Raw genomic sequence first — 23,700 nt, forward strand, 5'->3', positions numbered from 1 at the left:
GCTTGGCACGAGACCTGATGTCGGACGAGGAATGGGCGTTTCATGAGCGCTTCATTCTGGCCGTGCGCGCCCCGAACGGGCGCAAGCCCGCAAATCACCGCCTTGTTCTTGATGGGATTTTCTGGATCGCGCGGACCGGCTCTCCTTGGCGCGACCTCCCAGAAGAGTTCGGGAAGTGGTCCAGTGTCTACCGCCAGTTCCGGCGCTGGACCCTGGCGGGGTTGTGGGAGCAGATCCTCGAAGCGCTGAACGAAAGTCGGATCGTGCCGGATGCGCTCCAGATGATCGACAGCACCGTGATCCGCGCCCATCATCAGGCAGCGGGCGCAAAAGGGGGACTCCAAGACAGGGTTTTGGCCGTTCAAGAGGTGGTTTCACGACCAAGGTCCACCTGCGCGTCAATGCTGCCGGGCTGCCAATGAGGTCGGACATCACGCCGGGCCAGACATCGGACTACCTGGGCTTTGATCTGGTCATGGACGACAACCTGCCGGAGCCTTGCATCCTGCTGGCCGATCGCGGCTATGACTCCGACAAGGTTCGCAAAACCATGGAGGCGCGTAGCATCCTGCCGGTGGTCCCGATGCGCAAGTCTCGCAGGCTCCGTGTCGCTGTCGATCGCAGGCTCTACCGGCTGCGGAACCTTGTCGAGCGGTGCTTCAACAAGCTCAAGAACGCTCGCCGTGTCGCCACCCGCTACGACAAGACCGCCGAAAGCTTCCTTGGCTTCATCGATATCACGTCGATCCGCCTCTGGCTCCGCCATTTGTCAACATGACCTAGCGAAGGCATTCTGTGAAAACGAGCCTGCGATTGCGCCGGCTGCCGGTCATGCAGCGGGCAGGGCGGGCGCGCGTCCAAGGCGCGCCCACCCCTTAGCGTCAGAACTTGTAGGACGCCCGGACCTGCACCAGGTCCATGTCCAGGTCGTTGCCGTCGACGCCGGCGCTGTCCTGCAGCACGTCCTTGAAGGCGTTGCGGGTGTATTCCGCGCCGACGGTGAAGTGCTCGGCGACCTTGTAGTCGACGCCCAGGCCATAGGTCATGCCGGTGTCCGAGAATTCGTCGGTGTCGAGCTTGGCGGCGCCCAGCGTGACATAGGGCAGGAACTTGCCGGCGTCATAGCCGGCGCGCAGCCGCAGCCGGGTCATGTCGCCGTCGCTGTAGTTCTCGTCGGGCGAGACCTTGTTATAGTCCAGCTCGCCGCCCAGGACGAACTTGTTGAAGCCCCTCTGGTAGCCGGCATGCAGACCATAGGCGTCGAAATCGCCGAAGTCCGGCAGCGCGCCGCGGTCGCCCAGATCGCCCGAGCCCTTGCCGTATTGCAGACCGGCATAGAAGCCGTCCCAGTTGCCGACCGGGGCCGGCGCGATCGTCTCGACCGGGGCAATAACGGGCTGCTCGACCACCGGGGCGACATAGCCCCCGGCATAGGCCCCGCCGGCGATCAGCGAGACAAGGGTTGCGTAACCAATTGCTTTCATTGTGAGTTCTCCATTTCTTGCGGGCCGGTCTGGCCCAGATCCCTCGGCCCCCATGCCTAGCACCACCCCCGCCGGATGGAAGCTTTTGCGGCGCCGCAGCACGGACAAGTGTCAGCCGGTGACTGGGGCCCCTTGGGCGGCGGCGGGAAATGCCGCAGGAAGAACGGCTTAGCCGCTCAAGCAGATTTGAGCGGGCGTGAAGCGGGTAATTTTATTATTTTCAACAGCTTGCCGGGCGTAACCGAATGTTGCTGAAAGCCTGGTCCTATGGCTCGCCGAAACATTCGCCGCGCGCGGCCTGGCGCTGGCGTTCACGGAATCGGGCGCGGTCGGCCTCGGAATATTCGCTGGCGCAGCGGTGGCAGCTGACGCCTTCCTCGTATTCCGGGCGGGCGCGGTCCTCGGGCGCCAAGGGCCGGCGGCAGGCGTGACACAGGCCGTGGCGCCCCGGCCGCAAGCCGTGGGTGATGCTGACGCGCTTGTCGAAGACGAAGCATTCGCCCTGCCACAGGCTTTCGGCCTGGGGCACATCCTCGAGGTATTTCAGGATGCCGCCTTTCAGGTGAAAGACCTCGGGCACGCCTTCGCCCAGCAGGAAATTGGTCGATTTCTCGCAGCGGATGCCGCCGGTGCAGAACATGGCGATGCGCTTGCCGGCAAAGCGGTCGCGGTTCTGGCGCCACCATTCCGGGAAGTCGCGAAAGCTGCGGGTGCCGGGATCGACGGCGCCGGCAAAGCTGCCGATCTCGACCTCGTAATCGTTGCGGGTGTCGATCACCGCCACGTCCGGGGCCTGGATCAGCGCGTTCCAGTCCGATGGTGCGACATAACGCCCGACGGCGGCGGTCGGGTCCACGTCGGGCTGGCCCATGGTGACGATCTCGCGCTTCAGCCGCACCTTCATGCGGCCAAAGGGCAGGGCCTCGGCCGGGCTTTCCTTCCATTCCAGGGCGGCGCAGCCGGGCAGGGCGCGGATATGCGCCAGCACGGCGTCGATCCCTGCGCGCGTGCCGGCGATGGTGCCGTTGATGCCCTCGGGCGCCAGCAGCAGCGTGCCCTTGACGCCATGCGCGCAGGCGCATTTCGCCAGCGGCGCCTTCAGCGCGGCTGGGTCGGGGAAGCGGGTGAAATGGTAAAGCGCGGCGACGGTCAGCATGGCCTGGCCTTAGCGCCGTGCGCGGCATGGATCAAGTTGCGGCATTGACGCCCCCGGCCCACCCGCCTACGACTTTTGTCAAAGCAGGAGCAAAGCCATGCCCAAGGCCTTGATCGTCATCGACATGCAGCTGGATTTCTGCCCGGGCGGCCGGCTGGCCGTGGCGGGCGGGGATGAGATCGTGGCCGGGATCAACGACCTGATGGCGGATTACGACGCCGTGGTGCTGACCCAGGACTGGCACCCGCATGACCACGCCAGCTTTGCCGACAACCACCCCGGCGCGACCGCCTTTTCCGAGGTCGCGATGCCCTATGGCCCGCAGGTGCTGTGGCCGGCGCATTGCGTCATCGGCAGCCCGGGGGCGGGGTTCCATCCGGCGCTGGCCGTCGATTGCGCCGATCTGGTGATCCGCAAGGGATTCCGGCCGCAGATCGACAGCTATTCCGCCTTTTACGAGAACGATCACCGCACCGCGACCGGTCTGGCCGGCTATCTGCGCGAGCGCGACCTGACCGAGCTGGCCTTCGTCGGCCTGGCGCATGATTTCTGCGTCGCCTGGTCGGCCATGGACGCGGCGCGGCTGGGCTTTCGCGCCACGGTGATCGAGGAAGCCACCCGCGCCATCGACCTGGACGGCTCGCGCGAGGCAGCCCGTGAGAGGATGCGCCAGGCGGGAGTGACTTTGGCATGATGATACCGACGGTCGATATCGCGACCCGCGTCTATAACCACAAGTGGAAGATCGACCCGATCGTGCGGTCGCTGATCGACACCGACTTCTACAAGCTGTTGATGTGCCAGTCGGTTTTCCGCAATAGGCCCGACACGCATGTCGCCTTCAGCCTGATCAACCGCACCAGGTCCATCCGCCTGGCCGAATTGATCGACGAGGGCGAGCTGCGCGAACAGCTGGACCATGTCCGCGGGCTGTCGCTGACGCGCGGCGAAAGCACCTGGCTGCGCGGCAATACCTTCTATGGCAAGCGCCAGATGTTCCGCCCGGACTTCATGGAGTTCCTGGAAAACCTGCGCCTGCCCGCCTATCAGCTGGAAAAGCGCGACGGCCAGTATGAGCTGACCTTCGAAGGCCGCTGGCCCGAGGTCATGCTGTGGGAGATCCCGGCGCTGGCCATCATCATGGAGCTGCGTTCGCGCGCGGTGCTGAAGGACATGGGGCGTTTCGAATTGCAGGTGCTCTATGCCCGGGCCATGGCGCGGCTGTGGGAAAAGATCGAGCAATTGCGCGAGCTTGGCCCCGAGCTGCGCATCGCCGATTTCGGCACCCGGCGCCGGCACAGCTTCCTGTGGCAGGACTGGTGCGTGCAGGCGATGTATGAGGGGCTGGGAGATCAGCGCTTCATCGGCACCTCGAACTGCCTGATCGCCATGCGCCGCGACATCGAGGCCATCGGCACCAACGCCCACGAACTGCCGATGGTCTATGCCGCGCTGGCCGATACGGACGAGGAATTGCGCCAGGCCCCCTATCGCGTGCTGGCCGATTGGCACGAGGAGCATGATGGCATGCTGCGCATCATCCTGCCCGACACCTATGGCACCAAGGGTTTCCTGGAGCATGCGCCGGACTGGCTGGCGGGCTGGACCGGCATCCGCGTCGACAGCGGCGACCCGGCCGAGGGGGCCGAAACCGCGATCCGCTGGTGGCAGGACCGGGGCGAGGATCCGCGCGACAAGCTGATCATCTTCTCGGACGGGCTGGACGTGGACAAGATCCGCGAATTGTTCCGGCGCTTCCGCGGCCGGGTGAAGGTCAGCTTCGGCTGGGGCACCTTGCTGACCAACGATTTCCGCGGGCTGGTGCCGGGCGACGGGCTGGCGCCGTTTTCGCTGGTCTGCAAGGCAGTGGCGGCGGATGGCCGGCCGACGGTGAAACTGTCCGACAACCCCGAGAAGGCCACCGGCCCGGCCGAGGAAATCGCCCGCTACAAGCGCGTGTTCGGCGTCGGCCAGCAGCAGCGCCAGGACGTGCTGGTCTGAACGCGGCGGGCGCGGAAGGGAAAAGGCCCCGGCATGTGGTGGTCCGGGGCCTGGAGTTTCAGCGCGACCGCGCCGTTTGCAGCTCGCGTCCGTTTGCGGCATGGCGCTTCGCGAGCTGCCGCCCCTCGCGGCCAGAGCCGAGGCGGCGCGCAGGTTCATGCGCCCGGCCCTCGGCCAGCAGTTCGGGGAACAGCGCCAGAATTTCGGCCCGCGCCTCGGGCGGCACGGCCTTCAGCGCCTCGGGGCCGGTGAACAGCGACTCGGTCTGCGCGCCTTCCGAGCAGACGATCTCGTGCCGGTCGAACAGCAGGTGGAAATAGCTTAGCGCCTCGGCGCTGTCGTCGATCTCGATGCCGTCGATCCCGGTCAGGTGCTTGGCGGCGACCAGAACCTCGGCCTCGCCCAGCACACGCTCGGCGATCTTCGAGCTGACCAGGATCCGGTGCTGCTGCGAGACGTAAAGGTCGCGCGCCGGCAGGTCGGCCCCCAGCGCGCCTGCGCGGATCCGCACCGGGCGCATGTTCGGGAACAGCTGCAGCAGTTCCGGCGTCACCTGTTTCGAGCCGATCCAGCGCAGCGGCTGCGGCCCGTGGTCGCGGGTCATCACCATGTCGCCGACGCGCAGATCCTCGACCGCGACATTGCCGCGCGCGGTCAGGATCAGCGTGCCGTTGCGGAAGCAGACGAATGTCGGGTCGGTCAGCCCATAGCGCGAGGTGTCGAGCCCGTTGAAATTGCTGTTGATGACCCGGGTCAGGGTGATCGACTGGATCGCCTTGCTGGTCACGCCCTGGATTTCGGCCTGCGAGGCGTTGCTGGGCGGCGGCACCAAGGCCAGCGTGCCGTCGGTCGCCTGCAGGATACGCAGCGGCACGTTGCTGGCGGTCGTGCCGTCCATATAGGTGACGGTGCCGGAATAGATGATGCCCGAGTCGAGGTTGTAGCGCACGCCGTCATGCAGCACGTATTCGCCGCGCGGGCTGCCGTGCGGGCCGTCGAAGCCGATGGACCGGTTGCCGTTGCCGTCGTTCAGCGTCACCGGGGTAATGCTGCGGGCCAGCGGGTCATCCGCGCTGCCGAAGGTGGTGCCGACCAGCTCGCCGGCCCGTTCCGCGCCCAGGTAGCGCTCGTTGCTGTCCAAGTCGCGATGCGTGCCCAGGGAAATGACGCGAATCGTCGTCGTTGTCGGCATAAGCAGACCCTCATCATTAACAGACCCTCCGACGGGGAGGGTCGATACCAGTGAACCATTCAGTCATGCGCGTCCCGGAACATCCGGTCCTGCATCACGTCCTGCCCCAAGGATAGGCAACGCGGGGCACGGCTGGATAGCTAGGGAATGCCTGCAAGTTTAGATACCTGTCCAAATCGACAGGATTTTAATGATCGGTCAAATTTTCCATCGCGATATCAGGGTGATGTCGGAAATGACGCCATGCCGGCGCCGGCATGACGTGGCGTCACCCGGGATGCGACCCTAGAGCCGGTCGCGCCAGCGGTTGACCAGCGGATAGCGCCGGTCCAGCCAGAAGGCCTTGGTCGAGATTCGCGGGCCGGGCGCCGCCTGGTAGCGTTTCCATTCGCTGCCATAAAGCAGCGTCTCGACCTTCTTCACCGTCTCGGCGTCGAAGCCCTGGGCGACCAGGTCCTTCAGCGCCAGGTCCTTCTCGACCAGCCCCTCCAGGATCGCGTCCAGCACCTCATAGGGCGGCAGGCTGTCCTGGTCTTTCTGGTCCGGGCGCAGCTCGGCCGAGGGCGGTTTCGTGATGATCTGCGGCGGGATCACCTCGCCCGCCGGGCCCTGCATCCAGGGACGGTGGTTGCGGTTACGCCAGCGGCAGGTCTCGAACACCCGGGTCTTGTACAGATCCTTGATCGGGTTGTAGCCGCCGGCCATGTCGCCATAGATCGTGGCATAGCCTACCGCGACCTCGGACTTGTTGCCGGTGGTCAAGAGCAGCTCGCCGAACTTGTTCGAGATCGCCATCAGCATCACGCCGCGCAACCGGGACTGGATGTTCTCCTCGGTCGTGTCGGGTTTCGTCCCCTCCATCAGCTGTGCCAGCGCCGCGCCGACCGCGTCGCGGGCGCCCTCGATCTGCACCGTGTCCAGCCGCGCGCCCAGCCGGGTCGCGGCATCGGCGGCATCGTCAAGGCTGGCCCGCGAGGTGTATTCGCTGGGCAGCATCACGCAGCGCACGTTCTGCGGCCCGATGGCGTCGCAGGCGATGGTCGCGACCAGCGCCGAGTCGATGCCGCCCGACATGCCCAGCACCACCTTGCGGAAGCCGGACTTGCGCATGTAGTCGCGCAGCCCTTCGGTCATGGCGCGGTAATCCTGTTCCCATTCGTCGGGCTGGTGGTCCATCGGCCCCGGCACCGCGCGCCAGCCATCGGGCGTGCGGGTGAAGTCGACATGCACGATCTGTTCGTCAAAGGGCGCCAGCTGCACGACCTTGTCGGCGCCGCCGGTCCTGCCCGGGTTCAGCACGAAGCTGGCGCCGTCATAGAGCTGGTCGTCCTGGCCGCCGACCGAGTTCAGATAGACCAGCGGCAGGTCGGTCTCGACCACGCGCCCGACCATGTGGCCCATGCGCAGGTCCAGCTTGCCCCGGTGATAGGGGCTGCCGTTCGGCACGATAAGGATCTCGGCCCCGGTCTCGGCCAGGGTCTCGGCGACCTCGGGCCACCAGGCGTCCTCGCAGATCGGGCTGCCGATGCGGACGCCGCCCACGCTGTAGGGGCCCGAGATCGGCCCGACGTTGAACAGCCGCCATTCGTCGAACAGCTGCTTGTGCGGCAGTTCGTGCTTCAGCACGCGGGCGGCGACCCGGCCGTCCTGCAAGACCCAATAGGCATTGTAGAGCCGGTCCCCCTCGGCAAAGGGGCCGCCGATGCCGATGGTGGGGCCCTCGGCGCAGTCGCGGGCCAGCGTCTCGATCTCGGCCATGGCCTGCTGGGTGAAGGCGGCTTTCAGCACCAGGTCCTGCGTCTGGTAGCCGGTGATGAACATCTCGGGCAGCACCAGCATGTCGGACCCTGCCGCGCGCGCCTGCTGCCAGGCATCGCGGGCCTTGTCGGCATTGCCCGGCAGGTCGCCGACGGTGGGGTTCAGCTGTGCCAGCGTGATGCGGAACGTATCGGTCATGGTGCGTCCTTCGGCTTTGATCCCTGTGATAGGCGAGGGCGCGGCAAAGGAAAAGTCGGCTTTGCGCCGGCCGGCCCATGCGGTAAACCCTTGCCGAAAGAACGAACAAGAGGCGGAGGCAGGTCCATGAAGGCAGCCATTTTCGCATGCGCGATGATCCTGGCCGGCAGCGGCGTGGCCGCCGCCCAATCCGTCATCACCAAGCAATATGACGACGGCGGCGTCTACGAGGGCACCTTCCGCAACGGCAAGCAGCACGGCCGCGGCACCTATCGCCTGCCCTCGGGCTATGAATACACCGGCGACTGGGTCGAGGGCGAGATCCTGGGCCAGGGCGTGGCGAAGTTCCCCAACGGCTCGGTCTACGAAGGCGCCTTCGCCAAGGGCAAGCCCAACGGCAAGGGCAAGATCACCTATGCCGACGGCGGCACCTACGAGGGCGACTGGCTGGACGGCCAGATTACCGGCCAGGGCGAGGCGCATTACGCCAATGGCTCACTCTACAAGGGCGGCTTTGTCAACGCGCTGCATGACGGCAAGGGCGTGCTGACCCAGCCCAACGGCTATCGCTACGAGGGCGACTGGAAGGCCGGCGTCAAGGAAGGCTTCGGCAAGATCACCTATCCCGACGGCGCCGCTTATGAGGGCGGGATGAAGGCCGACCAGCGTTCCGGCCAGGGCAAGCTGACCATGCCGGACGGGCTGTCCTATGTTGGCGGCTGGTCGGCCGGGCAGATGGCGGGGCAGGGCAAGCTGGTCCAGCCCTCGGGCGACAGCTACGAGGGGCGCTTTGCCAATGGCAGGCGCGAGGGCAAGGGCATCGCCACCTTCGCCAACGGCGACCGCTACGAGGGCGATTTCCGCGCCGACAAGCGCTGGGGCGTAGGCACCTTCACCGGCACCGACGGCTATGTCTATTCCGGCGACTGGGTCGAGGGCCGGATGGAGGGGCTGGGCCGCATCACCTATCCCGACGGCTCGGTCTACGAGGGCGCGCTGAAGGCCGATATGCCGGACGGGCGCGGGCTGATCACCTATCCCGACGGCGCCACCTATGACGGCGACTGGCTGGCCGGGGTGATCGAGGGCCAGGGCGTGGCGAAATACGCCAATGGCCTGGTCTACGAAGGCGGTTTCAAGCGCGGCCGGAACGAGGGGCAGGGCCGCATGACCTATCCCGACGGCTATGTCTACAACGGCGCCTGGCGCGACGGCCAGCGCCACGGCCAGGGCCAAGCCACCTATGCCGACGGCACCACCTACGACGGCTCCTTCGTGGACGGGCTGCGGCAAGGCAAGGGCCGGCTGATCGCGCCCGACGGCTTCCGCTACGAGGGCCTGTGGAAGCAAGGCGAGATCGACGGCGAGGGCGTGGCCACCTATGCCAATGGCGACGTCTACACCGGCCATTTCGTCATGGGCAAGCGCCAGGGCGCGGGCGTGATGCGCTATGCAACGGGCGAGGTGGCCTCGGGCGAGTGGGAGGACAACCGGCTTGCGGTGCCGACCGAGGGTGCGGTGCAGGGGGAGACGCCCGAGGGCGCGGTGCCGGAGGAGCCCGAGGGGACCGTGGAGCAGTAGGTCGAGGCAGCCGCACCCGGCGTCCGCGCGCTGGCCCGCGCCGGATGCGGTCTTGAGTCGCTTCGCGGCGGACGCGGTCTATGGCCCGAGGTCGGACTGGACGGCGGTATCGCCCGCGACGGTCGGAGCGCGCATCTCCTCCCGCCCCGACCGGTCATCGCAGGGACGATCGAACCAGGCGCGGTTTTTCAGCGCCGGGTTGTTCAGGTTGCGCCATTCGCAGGGCGGCAGGAACGGGAATTTTTGGCCATCGAGCAGAAAAACAGCTCCGAGCAGGCCAGTGTAATAGCCGTTGCATCCTCCCCTCCCTGAGCGTAGCTCACGCGCAACAGTGTCATACTGCTCTTCCCGGACCTTGGCGTCGGTCTGGGCGTCGTAAATGCCGGAATCACCGAATTTGTAGGACGTGATCCTGACATAGCGATCGTTGAAGCAAAGGAATTCAAGCCTGCGGGCAAGGATCGTTCTGCCATCCGTGGCAAAAGCGCGACCGGAGCGCGGGGGAAATAATATTGCAGCTTGAGCATCATGCCATTTGGTAGGGTGACGCTTTTGGGTGCATGCCTGACCCATTGCACCCCCGCGACCGCCGCCCAGAGCAGGAAAAGAAAGACCGGCAGCAGAAGCAGATGATGGGCAAACGTGCGCAGCATCTCCATCATTTCCTTCGATCAAAGTAAATGCTATTTCTGCGGTCTCTTAGCACCTCTGCCGAAAAGCTTGCGCGCCATGTTCCGCTGATGTGATAGGGTATGCCACCGGGCTCGAAATTCATATCCAGAGGATCGGCAAATTCGTCGGTGAACTCAAAGTTGCTTTCACCAGTGATCCGCAGCATATCGTCGTGATATTCGACCGTTCCCAGGAAGGAGCCTGAGACCGTTCCCCTGCCATACGAAAAGGCAACGTCGCCGAATTGATAGGTATTATTGAAAGGCACGTAAAGCTCTCCGGCTCCATTTTCTCGAGCCGCGTCGGAAATTTGGCCCGACAGTCTGCGAAACGAACCTTGTGCGCCATCAGCATAAGCATATTGCTCGGCGATCTCGCGCAAATGCCCGATCTCTTCCAAGGTCACGGCGCGCCCGTCACCCGAACCCCCACCGTCTCTCCCCAATGCGCAAAGGGCAGCACCCGCCCGTTCCGCCGGCTTCCCGCCACCAGGTCCAGATCCACCTCGGCCTTGACCCAGCCCGGCGCGTCCATCGTCCCCTCGGCCACCACGCCGCTTTCCGGCCACAGCCCGTCCGGCGGAGCATAGATCGTCGCCGCGCCGCGGTTCTCGTCGATGGCGGGGGACCAGTCCACGCAGCCCACCGTCGGCGCCTGCACCACCACGCATTGGCTCTCCAGCGCCCGCGCCATGGCGCCGATGCGGACGCGGTTGTAGCCCGCCACCGTGTCGGTGCAGGAGGGCACCAGGATCACCTCGACCCCGGCCTCGGCCAGCGCCCGCCCCAGCAGCGGGAATTCGCTGTCATAGCAGATCAGCACGCCCAGCCGACCCACCGCCGTGTCAAAGACCCGCAGGCCCGAGGCGTCGGTCACATCCCAGTCCTCGCGCTCGAACCGGGTCATCACCTGCTTGTCCTGGTGGCCGAGGCGGCCGGTGGGGCCAAACAGCACGGCGCGGTTGACCGGGCGCGGCCCCTCGAAACGGGGGCCCGAGGCGGCCAGGATATGCAGCCCGTGCCGCGCCGCCAGTTCCGCATGCAGCGCGTCGCGCGCCGCCTCGTGGCGGGCGACCTCATGGAGCGAGGCCTCGAGGTCGCCCGCCACCGCGCGGCCGCCCAGCGAGGCCAGCTCCATGGCGCCATATTCGGGAAAGACCAGCAGGTCGCAATCACCCGCTTCGGCCACCCAGGCCGAGATCTTGGCGCGATAGGCGTCGAAGTCCGCCAGCCAGTCGAAGGGATAGGCTGCGGCGGCGATGCGGATGGTCCGGGTCACAGCGTCTTCATCCAGAATTGCAGGGGCTTGCGGGTCGGCGCGGCCTCGCCGATGTCCTTCCACTCGAATTCGGCCACCACGCCCGGCAGCGGCGCGTAACCGCGCTTGCGCCAGAAGCCGTCCAGCGGGCGATAGTCCTGCGGATGCAGCGGATGGTCCTCGGGCCGGACCACGCGGCAAAAGGCGCTGTAGCGACGCCCCAGCGCGCGGGCCTGCGCCTCGCGCCCGTCGAAGAAGGCGTGGCCTAGCCCATGGCCGCGATATTCGGGCAGAAGCACCGATTCCGCGCAATAGAAGATCTGCTCCAGCGGCTCGGGGCGCGCGGCGAAGGCGGCGGCGAAATCGCCGGCGTGATCCTCCATCGGCGCCCCGGTCGCGGCGCCGATCATGCGCGTGCCGTCATAGGCCGCGACCACCACGGCGCCGGGCGACTGATAGGCGCGCAGGTAGTCGCGCTCGTAAGCCAGGTCGCCGTCGTAGAGATAGGGCCAGTCGCGGAACACGGCGATGCGCAGCCGCGCCAGGTCGTCCAGCACCTCGGCCACGGCATCCCCGGTCAGGCTGCGCGTCTCGATCATTCCCCGACCACCTGCCGGGTCCAGTCGGCCAGGTTGTAATAGGTCGTCACGCGGGCGATCTTGTCGTCCTTGATGGTGAAGAAGGTGCCGGCGGACAGGACATAGGTCTGGCCCTTCGCCTCGGGCAGGCCCTCGTCGGTCGCCAGATAGGTGCCGTTCACCACGAATTCCGCCGCCGCGCGGTCGCCGGCCTCGTTGGCAAAGATCACGATGTCGGTCAGCCGCTCCTGGTAGCTGCGGGTCATGTGGGCGTTGAACGCGGCGAAAGCCGCCTTGCCGCGACGGATGCCGCCCTCGTTCACGTGATGCTCGACCTCGTCATGCAGATAGGCCAGCATCTCATCGGTGCGGCCGGCGTTGAAGGCGTCGTAATAGGCGGCGATCAGGGCCTTGGTATCCATGACAATCTCCTTGTTTCACCCGGTCTAGCGCGGGCGCCGCCGCACGTCACCTCCACCCTTTGGCGGAGGCGTTAACCCTTCTGCGATGCTGACGCATTATTCCCATCTCCGGGCGGCTGGTGTAGCCAAGGGGCGGCAAAAGGGGATGGCAGATGGCTGAGGCGCGACGGATCGACTGTTTCAAGGCCTATGACGTGCGCGGCCGGCTGGGGACCGAGCTTGACGCCGACGTGGCCTGGCGCATCGGCCGCGCCTTCGCGCAGGTCCTGGGCGCGCGCGAGGTGATCGTCGGCCGCGACACGCGCGAGACCTCGCCGGAACTCGCCGCCGCGCTGATCCGCGGGCTGAACGAGGGCGGCGCGAATGTGCGCGACCTGGGCCTGGCCGGCACCGAGGAAATGTATTTCGCCACCGCGCATTTCGGCGCCGATGGCGGGATCGAGGTGACGGCCTCGCACAACCCCATCGACTATAACGGCATGAAACTGGTCGGGCGCGGCGCCGCGCCGCTGGACCCCGAGGGCGATTTCGCCGCCATCGCCGCGCTGGCGCAATCGGGCGATTTCACCAAACCCGCCGCGCCGGGCGTGACCCGCGATTTCGCCGAGGCGCGCGACAGCTATGCCCGCGCCATGGCCGATTTCGTCGATATTGCCGCGCTGAAGCCGCTGACCGTTCTGGTCAACGCCGGCAATGGCACGGCCGGGCCGACCTTCGATGCCGTCGCGGCGGAATTGGCGCGGCGCGGCGCGCCGTTGCGCTTCATCCGCGTCAACCACGATGCCGATCCGAGCTTCCCGAACGGCATCCCGAACCCGCTGCTGCCGGAAAACCAGCCGATGACGGCGGATGCGGTGCGCGAACATGGCGCCGACCTGGGCGTGGCCTGGGACGGCGATTTCGACCGCTGCTTCTTCTTCGACGAAAAGGGGAATTTCATCCCCGGCGAATATATCGTCGGCTTGCTGGCCACCGCCTTCCTGGAAAAGCACCCGGGCGAGAAGATCGTGCACGATCCGCGCGTGGTGCTGAACAGCCGCGACATGATCGCGGGGGCGGGCGGGCAGGCGGTGCAGGCCCGCACCGGCCATGCCTTCGTCAAGCGCGCCATGCGCGCGTCGGGCGCGATCTATGGCGGCGAGATGTCGGCGCATCACTATTTCCGCGATTTCCACTTTGCCGACAGCGGCATGATCCCCTGGCTGCTGGTGGTCGAGCTGGTCAGCCGCAAGGGCACCAGCCTGGGCGCGCTGCTGGCCGAGCGGATGCGGGCCTTTCCCTCCTCGGGCGAGATCAATTTCCGCCTGGCCGATCCCGCTGCGGCCATCGCCCGCGTCGTCGGGCATTTCGCGCCAATGGCGCTGCAGCGCGACGACACCGACGGGGTCAGCCTGGAATTCGCCGACTGGCGCTTCAACCTGCGCAGCTCGAACACCGAGCCGGTGGTGCGGCTGAACGTCGAATCGCGCGGCGACGCGGGCCTGGTCGCCGCGAAACGGGCCGAGATCGAGGCGCTGCTGGCGGGCTAGTCCCCCGCCACCGCCGGCGGCACGCGCAGGATCGCCTCGTGCCGGGCGATGGCCTCCTCGAGATCCTCGTAGACCTCCAGCGTGCCGCGCTCCAGCACGGCACCCATGGTGCACATATTGCGGATCATCGGCATGGAATGGCTGACCACGATAGCGCCGGAATTGGCCATGCGGTCGTTGAACACCCGTTGCGACTTCACCCGGAAATCGGCGTCGCCGACGCTGGTCACCTCATCGACCAGATAGGTGTCGAAATGGATGCCCATGCTGGTGCCCATCGCCAGCCGCGACCGCATCCCCGAGGAATAGCTGGCGAAGGGTTGGTGATAATGCTGGCCCAGCTCGGCGAAATCCGCGACGTAATCGACCAGCTCGTCGCTGTCCACGCCATAGATGCGGGCGACGAAGCGCACGTTCTGCGCCCCGCTGAGTTCGCCGTGAAAGCTGCCCATGAAGCCGACCGGCCAGGAGATCGTGCCGTCCGACAGCACCCGCCCCGAGGTCGGCGAGACGGTGCCCGCGATCATGCGCAGCAGCGTCGACTTGCCGGCGCCGTTGCGGCCCAGCAGCCCCACCGAGGCGCCGGTCGGAAAGACCGCGCTGATATTGTCGGCCACCACGGTCCGGCGCCCCTTCAGACGATAGGCCTTGGTCAGGTTCTCCAGCCGGATCATGGCTCAGGCGCGGTCGCGGATGCTGTAATAGATCAGGACCAGGACCGACCAGGCGGCCAGCAGCATGCCGGCGACCATGAACAGCAGCCACAGCCGCTGCGGCTCGGTCGAGCTTTGCGGGATCTTGGGCTCGATATGGGCGGCGAGGTAGCGCGACTGGCGCTGCGCCTCGGCCATCGCCGTCTCATAGGCGATGCGGGCGGTGCGATAGGCGCCCTCGGCGAATTCGCGGTCCACGGCCAGCTTTTCGTATTCGGCCATCAGCTGGGCATAGCTTTCGCCGGCCGGGCCCTGGCCCTCGGCGCCGAACTTGCCGCGTTCCTGGTCGATCAGCCGGCGCAGCGCGTCGATCTTTTGCTGCGACTGGGTGACGCGGTGGTCGGTCGGCTGGGCGTTCTCCAGCAGCATGTCATGGGCGACCAGCGCCTCGGCCAGCTGGCCCTGCAGCCCGCTCAGCACGCCCATCTGCCCGGCGAGATCGGCCTGGGGATCGACGATCTGCGACTTCATGCGGAACGCGGTCATGGCCTGGCGGGTGGTGGTCAGCTCATCGCGCGTCTTGTCCAGTTCCGCCTTGGCCAGCCGCGTCGCATCCTGCTGGGCGACGGCGGAAAGCTGGTTGATCTTGTCCGAGCTCTGCTTGAACACCGCCGCGGCAATGGCCTGGGCGTCCTCGGCGCTGAAGGCGCTGACGTTCAGCGTGATGAGCGAGGTCGAGCTGTCATAGAGCACCTTGACCTGGCGCTGCCAGTATTCGGTCAGTTCCTCGACATGGCCATCGGGGTTGAAGGCGAAGACGAAATCATGCGGCCAGTCGCGCGAGAAGCGCGCGCGCAGGTCCAGCTGGGCGTCGATCTGCTCGACCATGTCCTGGCTGCGGATGTATTCGTACAGGATGTCGGTATCCGAGGCGCTGCCGCTGCCGCCGGTGAACGAGGTCAGCCCGCCCAGAAGGTCGATCGACGGCGTCATCTGCTCCTTGCGCACCGAAAAGCCCACGGACGAGACATATTGGTCGCTGGCCCGGGCCCAGAGATACCAGGCCCAGAGCAGGGTCGGCAGCACCACCAGCGCCAGGAACGAGGCAAGCATCAGCCAGTGCCGGCGCTTCGGCTGGGCCATGCCGACCGCGGGGCGGACCGGGATCGCCGGCCGGGCCGGAGGCTGGCCCTGCGCCGGGCGGGGCACGGGTTGGCCCATGGGCTTCACCGGGATCGGCTTGGCCTGCTGCTGCGGGCGCACCGCCGGCGCCTGGGCATTGCCCTGCGGCCGGGCCGGCACCGGCTGCGGCTGCGCTTGCGGCTGGGCGGGCGCGCCCTGGCCCTGGAACGGCCGGTTGGCCTGCGCTGACGCGGCGGGATTGGCTGCGGGCCGCGCAGGCGCGTGCTGGTCCGCCGCTGGCTGGGCCGGGGCGCCGGAGGGGCCGCTGGCCGGGTTCGAAGGGGTGCTCACCGCAGTTGCGCTTTCGCTGGTTTACCTTTTCGGCGCAGTTGTTACATATTGCGGCTCGTCAAGACCAGCTTTTGCGTTCACATGTCCGACATCACCCGCGAGATTCGACCGCCGCAGCGCCCGTCCCGGAACGGGCCGCGCTTTCGCATGATGCGCATCATCGTGGCGCTGATGCTGCGCGAGATGGCGACGACCTATGGCAAATCCGCCGGCGGCTATGTCTGGGCGGTGCTCGAGCCGGTGCTGGGCGTGGCGCTCTTGTCGCTGATCTTCAGCCTGGCGCTGAACCGGCCGGGCCTGGGCACCAACTTTCCGCTGTTCTATGCCACGGGCTTCCTGCCCTTCGCGATGTTCAACGACATCACCAACAAGGTCGCAAGCTCGATCCGCTTCTCGCGCCCCTTCCTGGCCTATCCCAGCGTGACCTTCATCGATGCGATGATCGCGCGGGTGCTGCTGAACGCGCTGACCCATACCGTGGTGATCGCCATCGTCTTCGTCGGCATCTATGTCATCTTTCAGTTGCCGGTGGTGGTGAACCTGGCGCCGGTGCTGGAATCGCTTCTGCTGGTCACGCTGCTGGCGGTCGGGGTCGGCACGCTGAACTGCTATCTGATGACCGCCTTCCCGATCTGGGAGCGGATCTGGCAGATCCTGACCCGGCCCTTGTTCCTGATGTCGGGCATCTTCTTCACCTTCGACCTGATGCCGCCCCAGGCGCAGAACCTGCTGTGGTACAATCCGCTGATCCATTGCGTCGGGCTGATGCGGCAGGGGATCTATCCGACCTATCAGGGCAGCTACATCAATCCGGAATATGTCATCGGCATCTCGGTCACGCTGCTGCTGCTGGGGCTGATGCTGCTCGAGCGCCGGCACCGCGACCTGCTGGAACGCTAGAGCAGCAGGTCCGAGGCGCCGAGGCTGGACAGGGTGCCCAGATCGACTGTCAGATCGGCGGCACCGTCGCCGTCGAGGTCGACCAGCAGTCGGGTCGCGCCGGGCTGCGACAGGTCGGTCCTGACCTGGCCCGCGCCCGAGAAGGCCTCGCTGCCGATGAAGGTCAGGTTCAGCCCGGACAGATCGATCCGGTCCAGCCCGGTCTGGAAATCGGTGATGGTGTCGCTGCCGCTGCCGAAGTTCTCGGCGCTGGTGAAGACGAAGACATCGGCCCCCGCGCCGCCGGTCAGGGTGTCATAGCCGGCGCCGCCTTCCAGCCGGTCGTCGCCATCGCCGCCGTCCAGCAGGTCGTGCCCGGCGCCACCGAGCAGCGAATCGCTGCCGCCCTCGCCGCGCAGGATGTCGTTGCCGGTCTCGCCCAGCAGCGTGTCGTTGCCTTCGCCGCCGCCGGCCTCATCATCGCCCTCGCCGCCGTTCAGCAGGTCGTCGCCCAGGCCGCCAAACAGCGTGTCGGCGCCGCGAAAGCCATAGAGCGTGTCGTTGCCGTCGTCGCCCGACAGGTAGTCGGAGCTGGCCTGCCCCCAGAGCAGATCGTTGCCCGCTCCGCCGCGAAGCGTGTTGTTGCCGCCCTCGCCGTAAAGCGTGTCGTCACCGTCTCCGCCCAGCAGCAGGTCATGGCCATTGCCGCCGTAAAGCACGTCATTATCGGCGCCACCGTCCAGCAGGTCGTGGCCCTCGCCGCCCATCAGCGTGTCGGTGCCATTGCCGCCATAAAGCGTGTCACTTCCCAGCCCGCCCGCCAGCGAGTCGCTGCCGTCCTGGCCCATCAGCGTATCGTTGCCGTCGCCGCCGAACAGGGAATCGTTGCCAATGCCGCCATAGATGGCGTCATGCCCGCCGTCGCCATAAAGCGCGTCATTGCCGGAATCGCCCCAGATCGTGTCGTGGCCTTCGCCGCCGTAGACCACGTCATTGTCTTCGCGTCCCCGCAGGATGTCGTGGCCCAGCCCTCCGAAGAGCGTGTCGTTGCCCCGGCCGGCATCCAGACTGTCATTGTCCGCCCCGCCGGCCATGTAATCATTGCCCATGCCACCGATAAGCGTGTCCATGCCTGCCCCGGCCATCATGCTGTCGTTACCGATGCCGCCGAAGAGATAGTCGTTGCCGGCTCCCGAGATCAGGGTGTCGTTGCCGTCGTCACCGTTCAGCCTGCCGGCGGCATTGCCGATCTGCAGATAGTCGTTGCCGACGCCGCCCCACAGGGTGTTGTTGCCGCCCAGGTCCACCAACCGGTCGTTGCCGGCATCGCCGAACAGGACGTCATTGCCAGCGTCCCCGCCGAGCGTGTCGTCTCCGGCCCCGCCGTAAAGCGTATCATTGCCCTTCCAGCCGTAGACCCGGTCGTTTCCGTTGCCGCCATAGACCTGGTCGTTGCCATCCATGCCGAAGAGCGTGTCGTTCCCGTCGCCGCCCCGAAGCGTGTCGTTGCCGAGGCCCCCGTTCAACTCATCGTTGCCAAGCCCGCCCAGGATCAGGTCGTTTCCGGCATAGCCCAGAATCTTGGACCCGTTGCGCGAGGCATTGAGCGAGTCGTTCCCGGTCGTGCCATGCACGACGGTGCGCATGTTGGGCGCGGCGTAATGCGTCACCGGGAACAGGGAATTGTCGAAGGCGCCGGCTTGCAGCGTGGTGTTGTCTTTTGTCATGACGAAAATGACCGAGTTTCCATAGAAGATCTTGATGCCAAAGGCTTGCGGGCGAAACACCAGCTGGTCGGTGCTGCGGATCATGCCAAGCGCCGACAGGTCCAGCCGGTCCACGCCCAGTTCGAAGTCGGTGACGGTGATGCGGCCGTTGACCTCGGTCACCGCGAAGATGTCGGCGCCGTCGCCGCCGGTCATGCTGATGGGCGCGCTGCCCGACATCAGGATGTCGTCGCCGGCGCCGCCCCGCAGATCGGTCGTGCCGGCGCTGGCCTGCATCAGGTCGCTGCCCTCGGTGCCGCCCTGCACGCCGGCGCCGACCACGCGGGTCAGGCCGATCTCGCCCGGCTCGAAGACGAACTGGCTGATGCCGCGCTCGGTCCGGGACGAGACGAAGACTGCGATCTTGCCATCGATCTCCATCGCCGAGATCGCCGAGACATCGGCCAGCGCCCGGTCGTCTGTGTCGGCCAGCGTCGCGATATGCAGGAGCTTGCCGTCGGGCAGCACGGTGAAGACGCTGATGCCGTCGTCGCCGCCGCCGACGAAGATGAAGGCGCGGCCGTCCATGTTCAGCGTCTCCATCGCCGTGGCGCCGGAAAAGCGGGTCGTGCGCTCGTCGACGATATGGTCGACCGGCAGAAGCTGGCCGTCATAGGTCAGCCGCATCATGGTCAGCGACGAACTTTGCGAGGCGGCGATGGCGGCATAGGTCACGCCGCCGACCGTCACTGTGCCCAGGTGGCTGGGCTGGTCCATGCCCAGACCGTTCCACGACCACAGCATCTGCGCGCTGCCCAGGCTGCCGTCGGCATGGACCATCTGCACCGAGACGTAATTGCCCATGCCCGAGGCGGCCAGGATGAAGCTGCGGTCGCCCAGGGTGGCGACATGCATGGCGTCGATCTCGGTCCCCTGCACGCCGGCGCCGAGCGGCAGCTGCGCGCGGGTGACATGGCTGATGCCGCCGTTGTCGGCCACGCGCCAGATGTCGAAGGCGGTCTGGCCGTCGCGGGCGCTGTAGAGGAAATTGCCCAGGGGCGTGCTGAACTGACCGAGCCGGATCATGTCCTGCGGCAACGGGTTGCCGCCCGGCGCGGCGGCGCTTTCCAGGAAATCGCCCTGGTTGCCCAGCCGGATCGCCGGGCCGGTGCCATTGCGCAAGCCGGTGCCGAACAGCACGGAATCACCCCCAAGTTGCAGGATGGCCGCCGCCGGGTTGCCGGCATAGCCCGCGGCCGCCGGATAGGCCTGGCTGCCCATGACCTGGATCGGCTGCTCGGCCGAGGTGATGCGATAGGCCGCGATGCCGCCGCCCATATGGGTGACGCTGTAGAGCGCATGGCCCTCGGGCCCGGAATGGGTCCGCAAATCCGTGATATTGCTCACGAATGGTGCATCAGCACCCGTATAGGTGGCGATCAGTCGATAGCGCATAGCGGGTTTCGCTTGTGGCAGGTGGCGGTGGTGCGGGACAGCTCCCGGTTGCCTAACAAGGCGATAATTCGCGCCTTCAAGTCACGCATTATTCCCCGTGCATTTTAACATCCGCAGGACTAGGTTGGCGCGGCGCGGCGCCTTGGGGGCCGTCTCGGGTTTCTCTGCGCGGTCTTCCGCGCAGAACTTATCTGGTAGAGACAGATGCAGATCGAAAAGACCTCGCTTCCGGGCGTCCTGGTCCTTGCTCCCCGGCGTTTCGGCGATGAACGGGGGTTTTTCTCGGAAAGCTGGAATCGGCGGACGCTGCACGAGGCCGGGCTGGACCTGCCCGAGTTCGTCCAGGATAACCATTCGTTATCATCGGCTTGCGGCACGCTGCGCGGCATGCACTTCCAGGCGCCGCCGCATGCCCAAGGCAAGCTGGTGCGCTGCGGGCGCGGCCGGCTGTTCGACGTCGCCGTCGACATCCGCAAGGGCAGCCCGACCTATGGCCGCTGGACCGGATACGAGCTGTCGTTCCAGAACGGCTTGCAGCTGTGGATCCCGCCGGGCTTTCTGCACGGCTTCGTCACGCGCGAACCGGACACGGAAATCATCTACAAATGTAGCGATCATTACGCGCCGGATTGCGACGGGGCGGTCGCCTGGGACACAATCGGCATCGACTGGGGCCTGACCGGTCGTCCGATCCTGTCCGGCAAGGACGCCGAGGCCCCGGCATTGCGCGATTTCGACAGCCCCTTCACCTATGCGGGCCCCTTTGATTACGAGGCGAGACTATGAAGATTCTGGTTACCGGCGGGGCGGGGTTCATCGGTTCGGCCGTGGTGCGGCTGGCCATCGCGCGCGGGCATGCGGTGGTGAACCTGGACGCGCTGACCTATGCCGCCAACCTGGAAAACGTCGCCTCGGTCGCGGACGACCCGCATTACGCCTTCGAACAGGTCGACATCCGCGACCGCGCGGCGCTGGACCGGGTGCTGGCCGCGCACAAGCCCGACGCCATCATGCACCTGGCCGCAGAAAGCCACGTCGACCGCTCGATCGACGGGCCGGGCGCCTTCATCGAGACCAATGTCACCGGCACCTACAACCTGCTGGAGGCCGCGCGCGCCTATTGGGTGGGGCAAGGCCGGCCCGAGGGCTTCCGCTTCCACCATATCTCGACCGACGAGGTCTTCGGCAGCCTTGGCGAGACCGGCCAGTTCACCGAGGACACGCCCTACGATCCGCGCAGCCCCTATTCGGCCTCGAAAGCCGCCTCGGACCACCTGGTCCGGGCCTGGCACGAGACCTATGGCCTGCCGGTGGTGCTGACCAATTGTTCCAACAATTACGGGCCGTTCCACTTTCCCGAGAAGCTGGTGCCGGTGGTGATCCTGAACGCGCTGCACGGCAAGCCGATCCCGGTCTATGGCGACGGCGGCAATGTCCGCGACTGGCTCTATGTCGAGGATCACGCCGACGCCCTGCTCTTGGTCCTCGAAAAGGGCGCGCTCGGGGAAAGCTACAATATCGGGGGCGAGAACGAGGCCAGGAACATCGACTTGGTGCGCACGATCTGCGCCGAGATGGACCGGCTGCGGCCGGATGCCGCGCCGCATGAGCGGCTGATCAGCTTCGTCACCGACCGGCCCGGCCACGACCGGCGCTATGCCATCGACCCGACCCGGATCCGCACCGAACTGGGCTGGCGCCCCTCGGTCACGGTCGCGGAGGGGCTCGCGCGCACCGTCGAATGGTATCTGGCGAACGAGGACTGGTGGCGCCCGCTGCTGACCCGGCAGGGCGTCGGCCAAAGGCTCGGCGCGGCGTGATGGACCTGCTGGTCTTTGGCCAAAGCGGCCAGGTCGCGCAGGAACTGGCGCGGCTGGCGCCGCAGGCGCGGTTCCTGACCCGCGCCCAGGCCGATCTCTCCGACCCCGAGGCCTGCGCGGCCGCGATCCGGGCCTCGGGCTGCGCGGCGGTGCTGAACGCCGCCGCCCATACCGCCGTCGACCGCGCGGAATCCGAACCCGAGCTCGCGCATCGCATCAATGCCGAGGCGCCCGCCGCCATGGCCCGGACCTGCGCCGATCTGGGCCTGCCCTTCCTCAGCATCTCGACCGATTATGTCTTCGACGGCTCGGGCGCGCACCCATGGGTCGAGACCGATCCGACCGGCCCGCTGGGCGTCTATGGCGCCTCGAAACTGGCCGGAGAGCGCGGCATCGCGAGCGCCGGCGGGCAATGGGCGGTGCTGCGCACCTCCTGGGTCTTTTCCGCCCATGGCGCGAATTTCGTCAAGACCATGCTGCGGCTGGGGCGCGAGCGCGACGAGTTGCGCGTCGTCGCCGACCAGCACGGTGGCCCGACCCCGGCCGAGGCTATCGCCCGCGCCTGCCTGACCATGCTGGCGGCGATGCGCGCCGACCCGGCGCAGGGCGGCCTCTACCATTTCGCCGGCAGCCCCGACACGACCTGGGCCGATTTCGCCCGCGCCATCATGGCCGGCGCCGGGCTTGGCTGCCGCATCATCGACATTCCGACCTCGGACTATCCGACACCGGCGCGACGTCCGGCGAATTCCCGCCTGGATTGCGCCGCCATTCTGCGGGACTTCGGCATCAGTCGCCCTGACTGGCAGGCCGGGCTCGCCAAGATATTGCAGGAGCTGACCGCATGACCCAGACCGTTCCGCCCGCGCGCAAGGGCATCATCCTGGCCGGGGGCTCGGGCACCCGCCTCTATCCGATCACCATGGGCGTCTCGAAGCAGCTGCTGCCGATCTATGACAAGCCGATGGTGTTCTATCCGATCACCGTGCTGATGCTGGCCGGCATCCGCGAGATCGCCATCATCACCACGCCCGAGGACCAGCTCCAGTTCCAGCGCCTGCTGGGCGACGGCAGCCAATGGGGCTTGCGCTTCGAATACCTGGTGCAGCCCTCGCCCGACGGGCTGGCGCAGGCCTATCTGCTGGCCGAGGATTTCCTGGCCGGCAGCCCTTCGGCCATGGTGCTGGGCGACAACATCTTCTTCGGCCACGGCCTGCCGGTGCTGCTGGCCGCCGCCGACAACCGCCAGAGCGGCGGCACCGTCTTCGGCTATCGCGTCGCCGACCCCGAACGCTATGGCGTCGTCGCTTTCGATCCCGACGGCAAGGCCAGCGCCATCATCGAAAAGCCTGAAGTGCCGCCGTCCGATTACGCCGTCACCGGGCTTTATTTCCTCGACGGCACCGCGCCGGCGCGCGCGCGCGCGGTCAAGCCCTCGGCCCGGGGCGAGCTCGAGATCACCACGCTTCTGGAAACCTACCTGCACGAGGGCAGCCTGACGGTCGAGCGCATGGGCCGCGGCTTTGCCTGGCTCGACACCGGCACCCACGCCAGCCTGCTCGACGCCGGCAATTTCGTGCGCACGCTGGAGCAGCGCCAGGGCCTGCAGACCGGCTGCCCCGAGGAGATCGCCTTCGAGGCCGGCTGGATCACCGCCGACGACCTGCGCGCGCGGGCGAAGCTGTTCTCGAAGAACGCCTATGGCAAATATCTGCTGCGGGTGCTGGGCGAGTCCGAATAACGCCGGGGGCCGTCTGCCCGTCGCCGGCCGGTCCTCGGACCGGTGGCGCACCGTCCGGCGACCCCCGAGGATATTTTCACAAGAAAGAATATGGGGAAGCAGCGCGGGAATGCCATTCTTCTTTGCTCCCGAAATACCCAAATGC

21 protein-coding genes and 1 pseudogene are annotated in these 23,700 nt (G+C 66.8%); 10 read left to right on the forward strand and 12 right to left on the reverse strand.

What is annotated here, in order from left to right:
* Positions 1–17 precede the first annotated feature (17 nt).
* Positions 18–778, forward strand: a pseudogene (locus tag ASV56_RS23070) (IS5 family transposase).
* A gap of 103 nt (positions 779–881) precedes the next feature.
* On the opposite strand, the gene ASV56_RS18105 reads toward ASV56_RS23070, so the two are convergent.
* Positions 882–1,484, reverse strand: coding sequence for an outer membrane protein (locus ASV56_RS18105; protein ID WP_062563416.1), 603 nt, complete (start codon positions 1,482–1,484; stop codon positions 882–884).
* A gap of 265 nt (positions 1,485–1,749) precedes the next feature.
* A complete protein-coding gene (gene trhO, locus ASV56_RS18110; RefSeq protein WP_062563417.1) occupies positions 1,750–2,640 on the reverse strand; it encodes an oxygen-dependent tRNA uridine(34) hydroxylase TrhO in 891 nt (296 codons plus the stop codon).
* 97 nt (positions 2,641–2,737) lie between these two features.
* On the opposite strand from trhO, the gene pncA reads away from it, so the two are divergent.
* Together pncA and pncB are read left to right on the forward strand one after the other, a co-directional pair.
* Positions 2,738–3,334 (forward strand): bifunctional nicotinamidase/pyrazinamidase, encoded by a 597-nt coding sequence (gene pncA, locus ASV56_RS18115; RefSeq protein ID WP_062563418.1) that lies wholly within the window; start codon positions 2,738–2,740, stop codon positions 3,332–3,334.
* Complete coding sequence (gene pncB / locus ASV56_RS18120) at positions 3,331–4,641, forward strand: nicotinate phosphoribosyltransferase (protein ID WP_082724924.1); 1,311 nt, start codon at positions 3,331–3,333, stop codon at positions 4,639–4,641. The genes pncA and pncB overlap by 4 nt, the downstream gene beginning before the upstream one ends.
* Before the next feature lie 58 nt (positions 4,642–4,699).
* On the opposite strand, the gene ASV56_RS24605 is transcribed toward pncB, so the two are convergent.
* Both ASV56_RS24605 and ASV56_RS18130 read right to left on the reverse strand, forming a co-directional pair.
* Entirely contained in the window at positions 4,700–5,833 is a 1,134-nt protein-coding gene (locus tag ASV56_RS24605) for a Hint domain-containing protein (protein ID WP_253880160.1), read from the reverse strand.
* A 285-nt stretch (positions 5,834–6,118) separates the two neighbouring features.
* The gene (locus ASV56_RS18130; RefSeq protein ID WP_062563419.1) at positions 6,119–7,789 is read right to left on the reverse strand and encodes an NAD+ synthase; all 1,671 of its coding nucleotides are present in this window, start codon (positions 7,787–7,789) and stop codon (positions 6,119–6,121) included.
* A 126-nt stretch (positions 7,790–7,915) separates the two neighbouring features.
* Here ASV56_RS18130 and ASV56_RS18135 point away from each other — a divergent pair, with 126 nt between their 5' ends.
* Positions 7,916–9,370 (forward strand): 2-isopropylmalate synthase, encoded by a 1,455-nt coding sequence (locus ASV56_RS18135; protein ID WP_082724925.1) that lies wholly within the window; start codon positions 7,916–7,918, stop codon positions 9,368–9,370.
* A 78-nt stretch (positions 9,371–9,448) separates the two neighbouring features.
* On the opposite strand, the gene ASV56_RS23760 is transcribed toward ASV56_RS18135, so the two are convergent.
* The 5 genes from ASV56_RS23760 to ASV56_RS18150 form a co-directional block, all read right to left on the reverse strand.
* Positions 9,449–9,943: a hypothetical protein gene (locus tag ASV56_RS23760; protein ID WP_156429240.1), complete on the reverse strand. Its 495-nt coding sequence runs from the start codon at positions 9,941–9,943 to the stop codon at positions 9,449–9,451.
* A gap of 85 nt (positions 9,944–10,028) precedes the next feature.
* On the reverse strand, positions 10,029–10,448 hold the full coding sequence (locus ASV56_RS23765; RefSeq protein WP_156429241.1) for a hypothetical protein: 420 nt from the start codon (positions 10,446–10,448) through the stop codon (positions 10,029–10,031).
* A complete protein-coding gene (locus ASV56_RS18140) occupies positions 10,445–11,308 on the reverse strand; it encodes a carbon-nitrogen hydrolase family protein (RefSeq protein ID WP_062563771.1) in 864 nt (287 codons plus the stop codon). Before ASV56_RS18140 ends, ASV56_RS23765 begins: the two co-directional genes overlap by 4 nt.
* Positions 11,309–11,316: 8 nt before the next feature.
* Positions 11,317–11,898, reverse strand: coding sequence for a GNAT family N-acetyltransferase (locus tag ASV56_RS18145; RefSeq protein ID WP_062563421.1), 582 nt, complete (start codon positions 11,896–11,898; stop codon positions 11,317–11,319).
* Positions 11,895–12,299: a ketosteroid isomerase-related protein gene (locus ASV56_RS18150; RefSeq protein ID WP_062563422.1), complete on the reverse strand. Its 405-nt coding sequence runs from the start codon at positions 12,297–12,299 to the stop codon at positions 11,895–11,897. The genes ASV56_RS18145 and ASV56_RS18150 overlap by 4 nt, the downstream gene beginning before the upstream one ends.
* Positions 12,300–12,451: 152 nt before the next feature.
* Here ASV56_RS18150 and ASV56_RS18155 point away from each other — a divergent pair, with 152 nt between their 5' ends.
* Complete coding sequence (locus ASV56_RS18155; protein WP_062563423.1) at positions 12,452–13,828, forward strand: phosphohexomutase domain-containing protein; 1,377 nt, start codon at positions 12,452–12,454, stop codon at positions 13,826–13,828.
* Here the strand turns inward: ASV56_RS18155 and ASV56_RS18160 are convergent.
* Positions 13,825–14,502, reverse strand: coding sequence for an ABC transporter ATP-binding protein (locus tag ASV56_RS18160; RefSeq protein ID WP_062563424.1), 678 nt, complete (start codon positions 14,500–14,502; stop codon positions 13,825–13,827). The genes ASV56_RS18155 and ASV56_RS18160 overlap by 4 nt on opposite strands.
* A gap of 3 nt (positions 14,503–14,505) precedes the next feature.
* Positions 14,506–15,954, reverse strand: a complete 1,449-nt coding sequence (locus tag ASV56_RS18165) for a KpsE/RkpR family capsule polysaccharide export protein (RefSeq protein ID WP_062563425.1) — start codon at positions 15,952–15,954, stop codon at positions 14,506–14,508.
* Between the two features lie 81 nt (positions 15,955–16,035).
* On the opposite strand from ASV56_RS18165, the gene ASV56_RS18170 reads away from it, so the two are divergent.
* On the forward strand, positions 16,036–16,854 hold the full coding sequence (locus ASV56_RS18170; protein WP_437435927.1) for an ABC transporter permease: 819 nt from the start codon (positions 16,036–16,038) through the stop codon (positions 16,852–16,854).
* Here ASV56_RS18170 and ASV56_RS24840 read toward each other — a convergent pair.
* Positions 16,851–19,946, reverse strand: a complete 3,096-nt coding sequence (locus ASV56_RS24840) for a calcium-binding protein (RefSeq protein ID WP_301336103.1) — start codon at positions 19,944–19,946, stop codon at positions 16,851–16,853. The genes ASV56_RS18170 and ASV56_RS24840 overlap by 4 nt on opposite strands.
* Positions 19,947–20,198: 252 nt before the next feature.
* Here ASV56_RS24840 and rfbC point away from each other — a divergent pair, with 252 nt between their 5' ends.
* From rfbC to rfbA, 4 genes are read left to right on the forward strand one after another with little or no spacing between them, the layout of a single operon-like run.
* Entirely contained in the window at positions 20,199–20,780 is a 582-nt protein-coding gene (gene rfbC / locus ASV56_RS18180) for a dTDP-4-dehydrorhamnose 3,5-epimerase (protein WP_062563427.1), read from the forward strand.
* On the forward strand, positions 20,777–21,814 hold the full coding sequence (gene rfbB / locus ASV56_RS18185; RefSeq protein ID WP_062563428.1) for a dTDP-glucose 4,6-dehydratase: 1,038 nt from the start codon (positions 20,777–20,779) through the stop codon (positions 21,812–21,814). The genes rfbC and rfbB overlap by 4 nt, the downstream gene beginning before the upstream one ends.
* Positions 21,814–22,662, forward strand: coding sequence for a dTDP-4-dehydrorhamnose reductase (gene rfbD, locus ASV56_RS18190; RefSeq protein ID WP_062563429.1), 849 nt, complete (start codon positions 21,814–21,816; stop codon positions 22,660–22,662). The genes rfbB and rfbD overlap by 1 nt, the downstream gene beginning before the upstream one ends.
* Positions 22,659–23,555, forward strand: coding sequence for a glucose-1-phosphate thymidylyltransferase RfbA (rfbA, locus tag ASV56_RS18195; RefSeq protein ID WP_062563430.1), 897 nt, complete (start codon positions 22,659–22,661; stop codon positions 23,553–23,555). The genes rfbD and rfbA overlap by 4 nt, the downstream gene beginning before the upstream one ends.
* Positions 23,556–23,700 lie beyond the last annotated feature (145 nt).

Source organism: Paracoccus aminovorans, from assembly GCF_001546115.1.
Taxonomy (GTDB): domain Bacteria; phylum Pseudomonadota; class Alphaproteobacteria; order Rhodobacterales; family Rhodobacteraceae; genus Paracoccus; species Paracoccus aminovorans_B.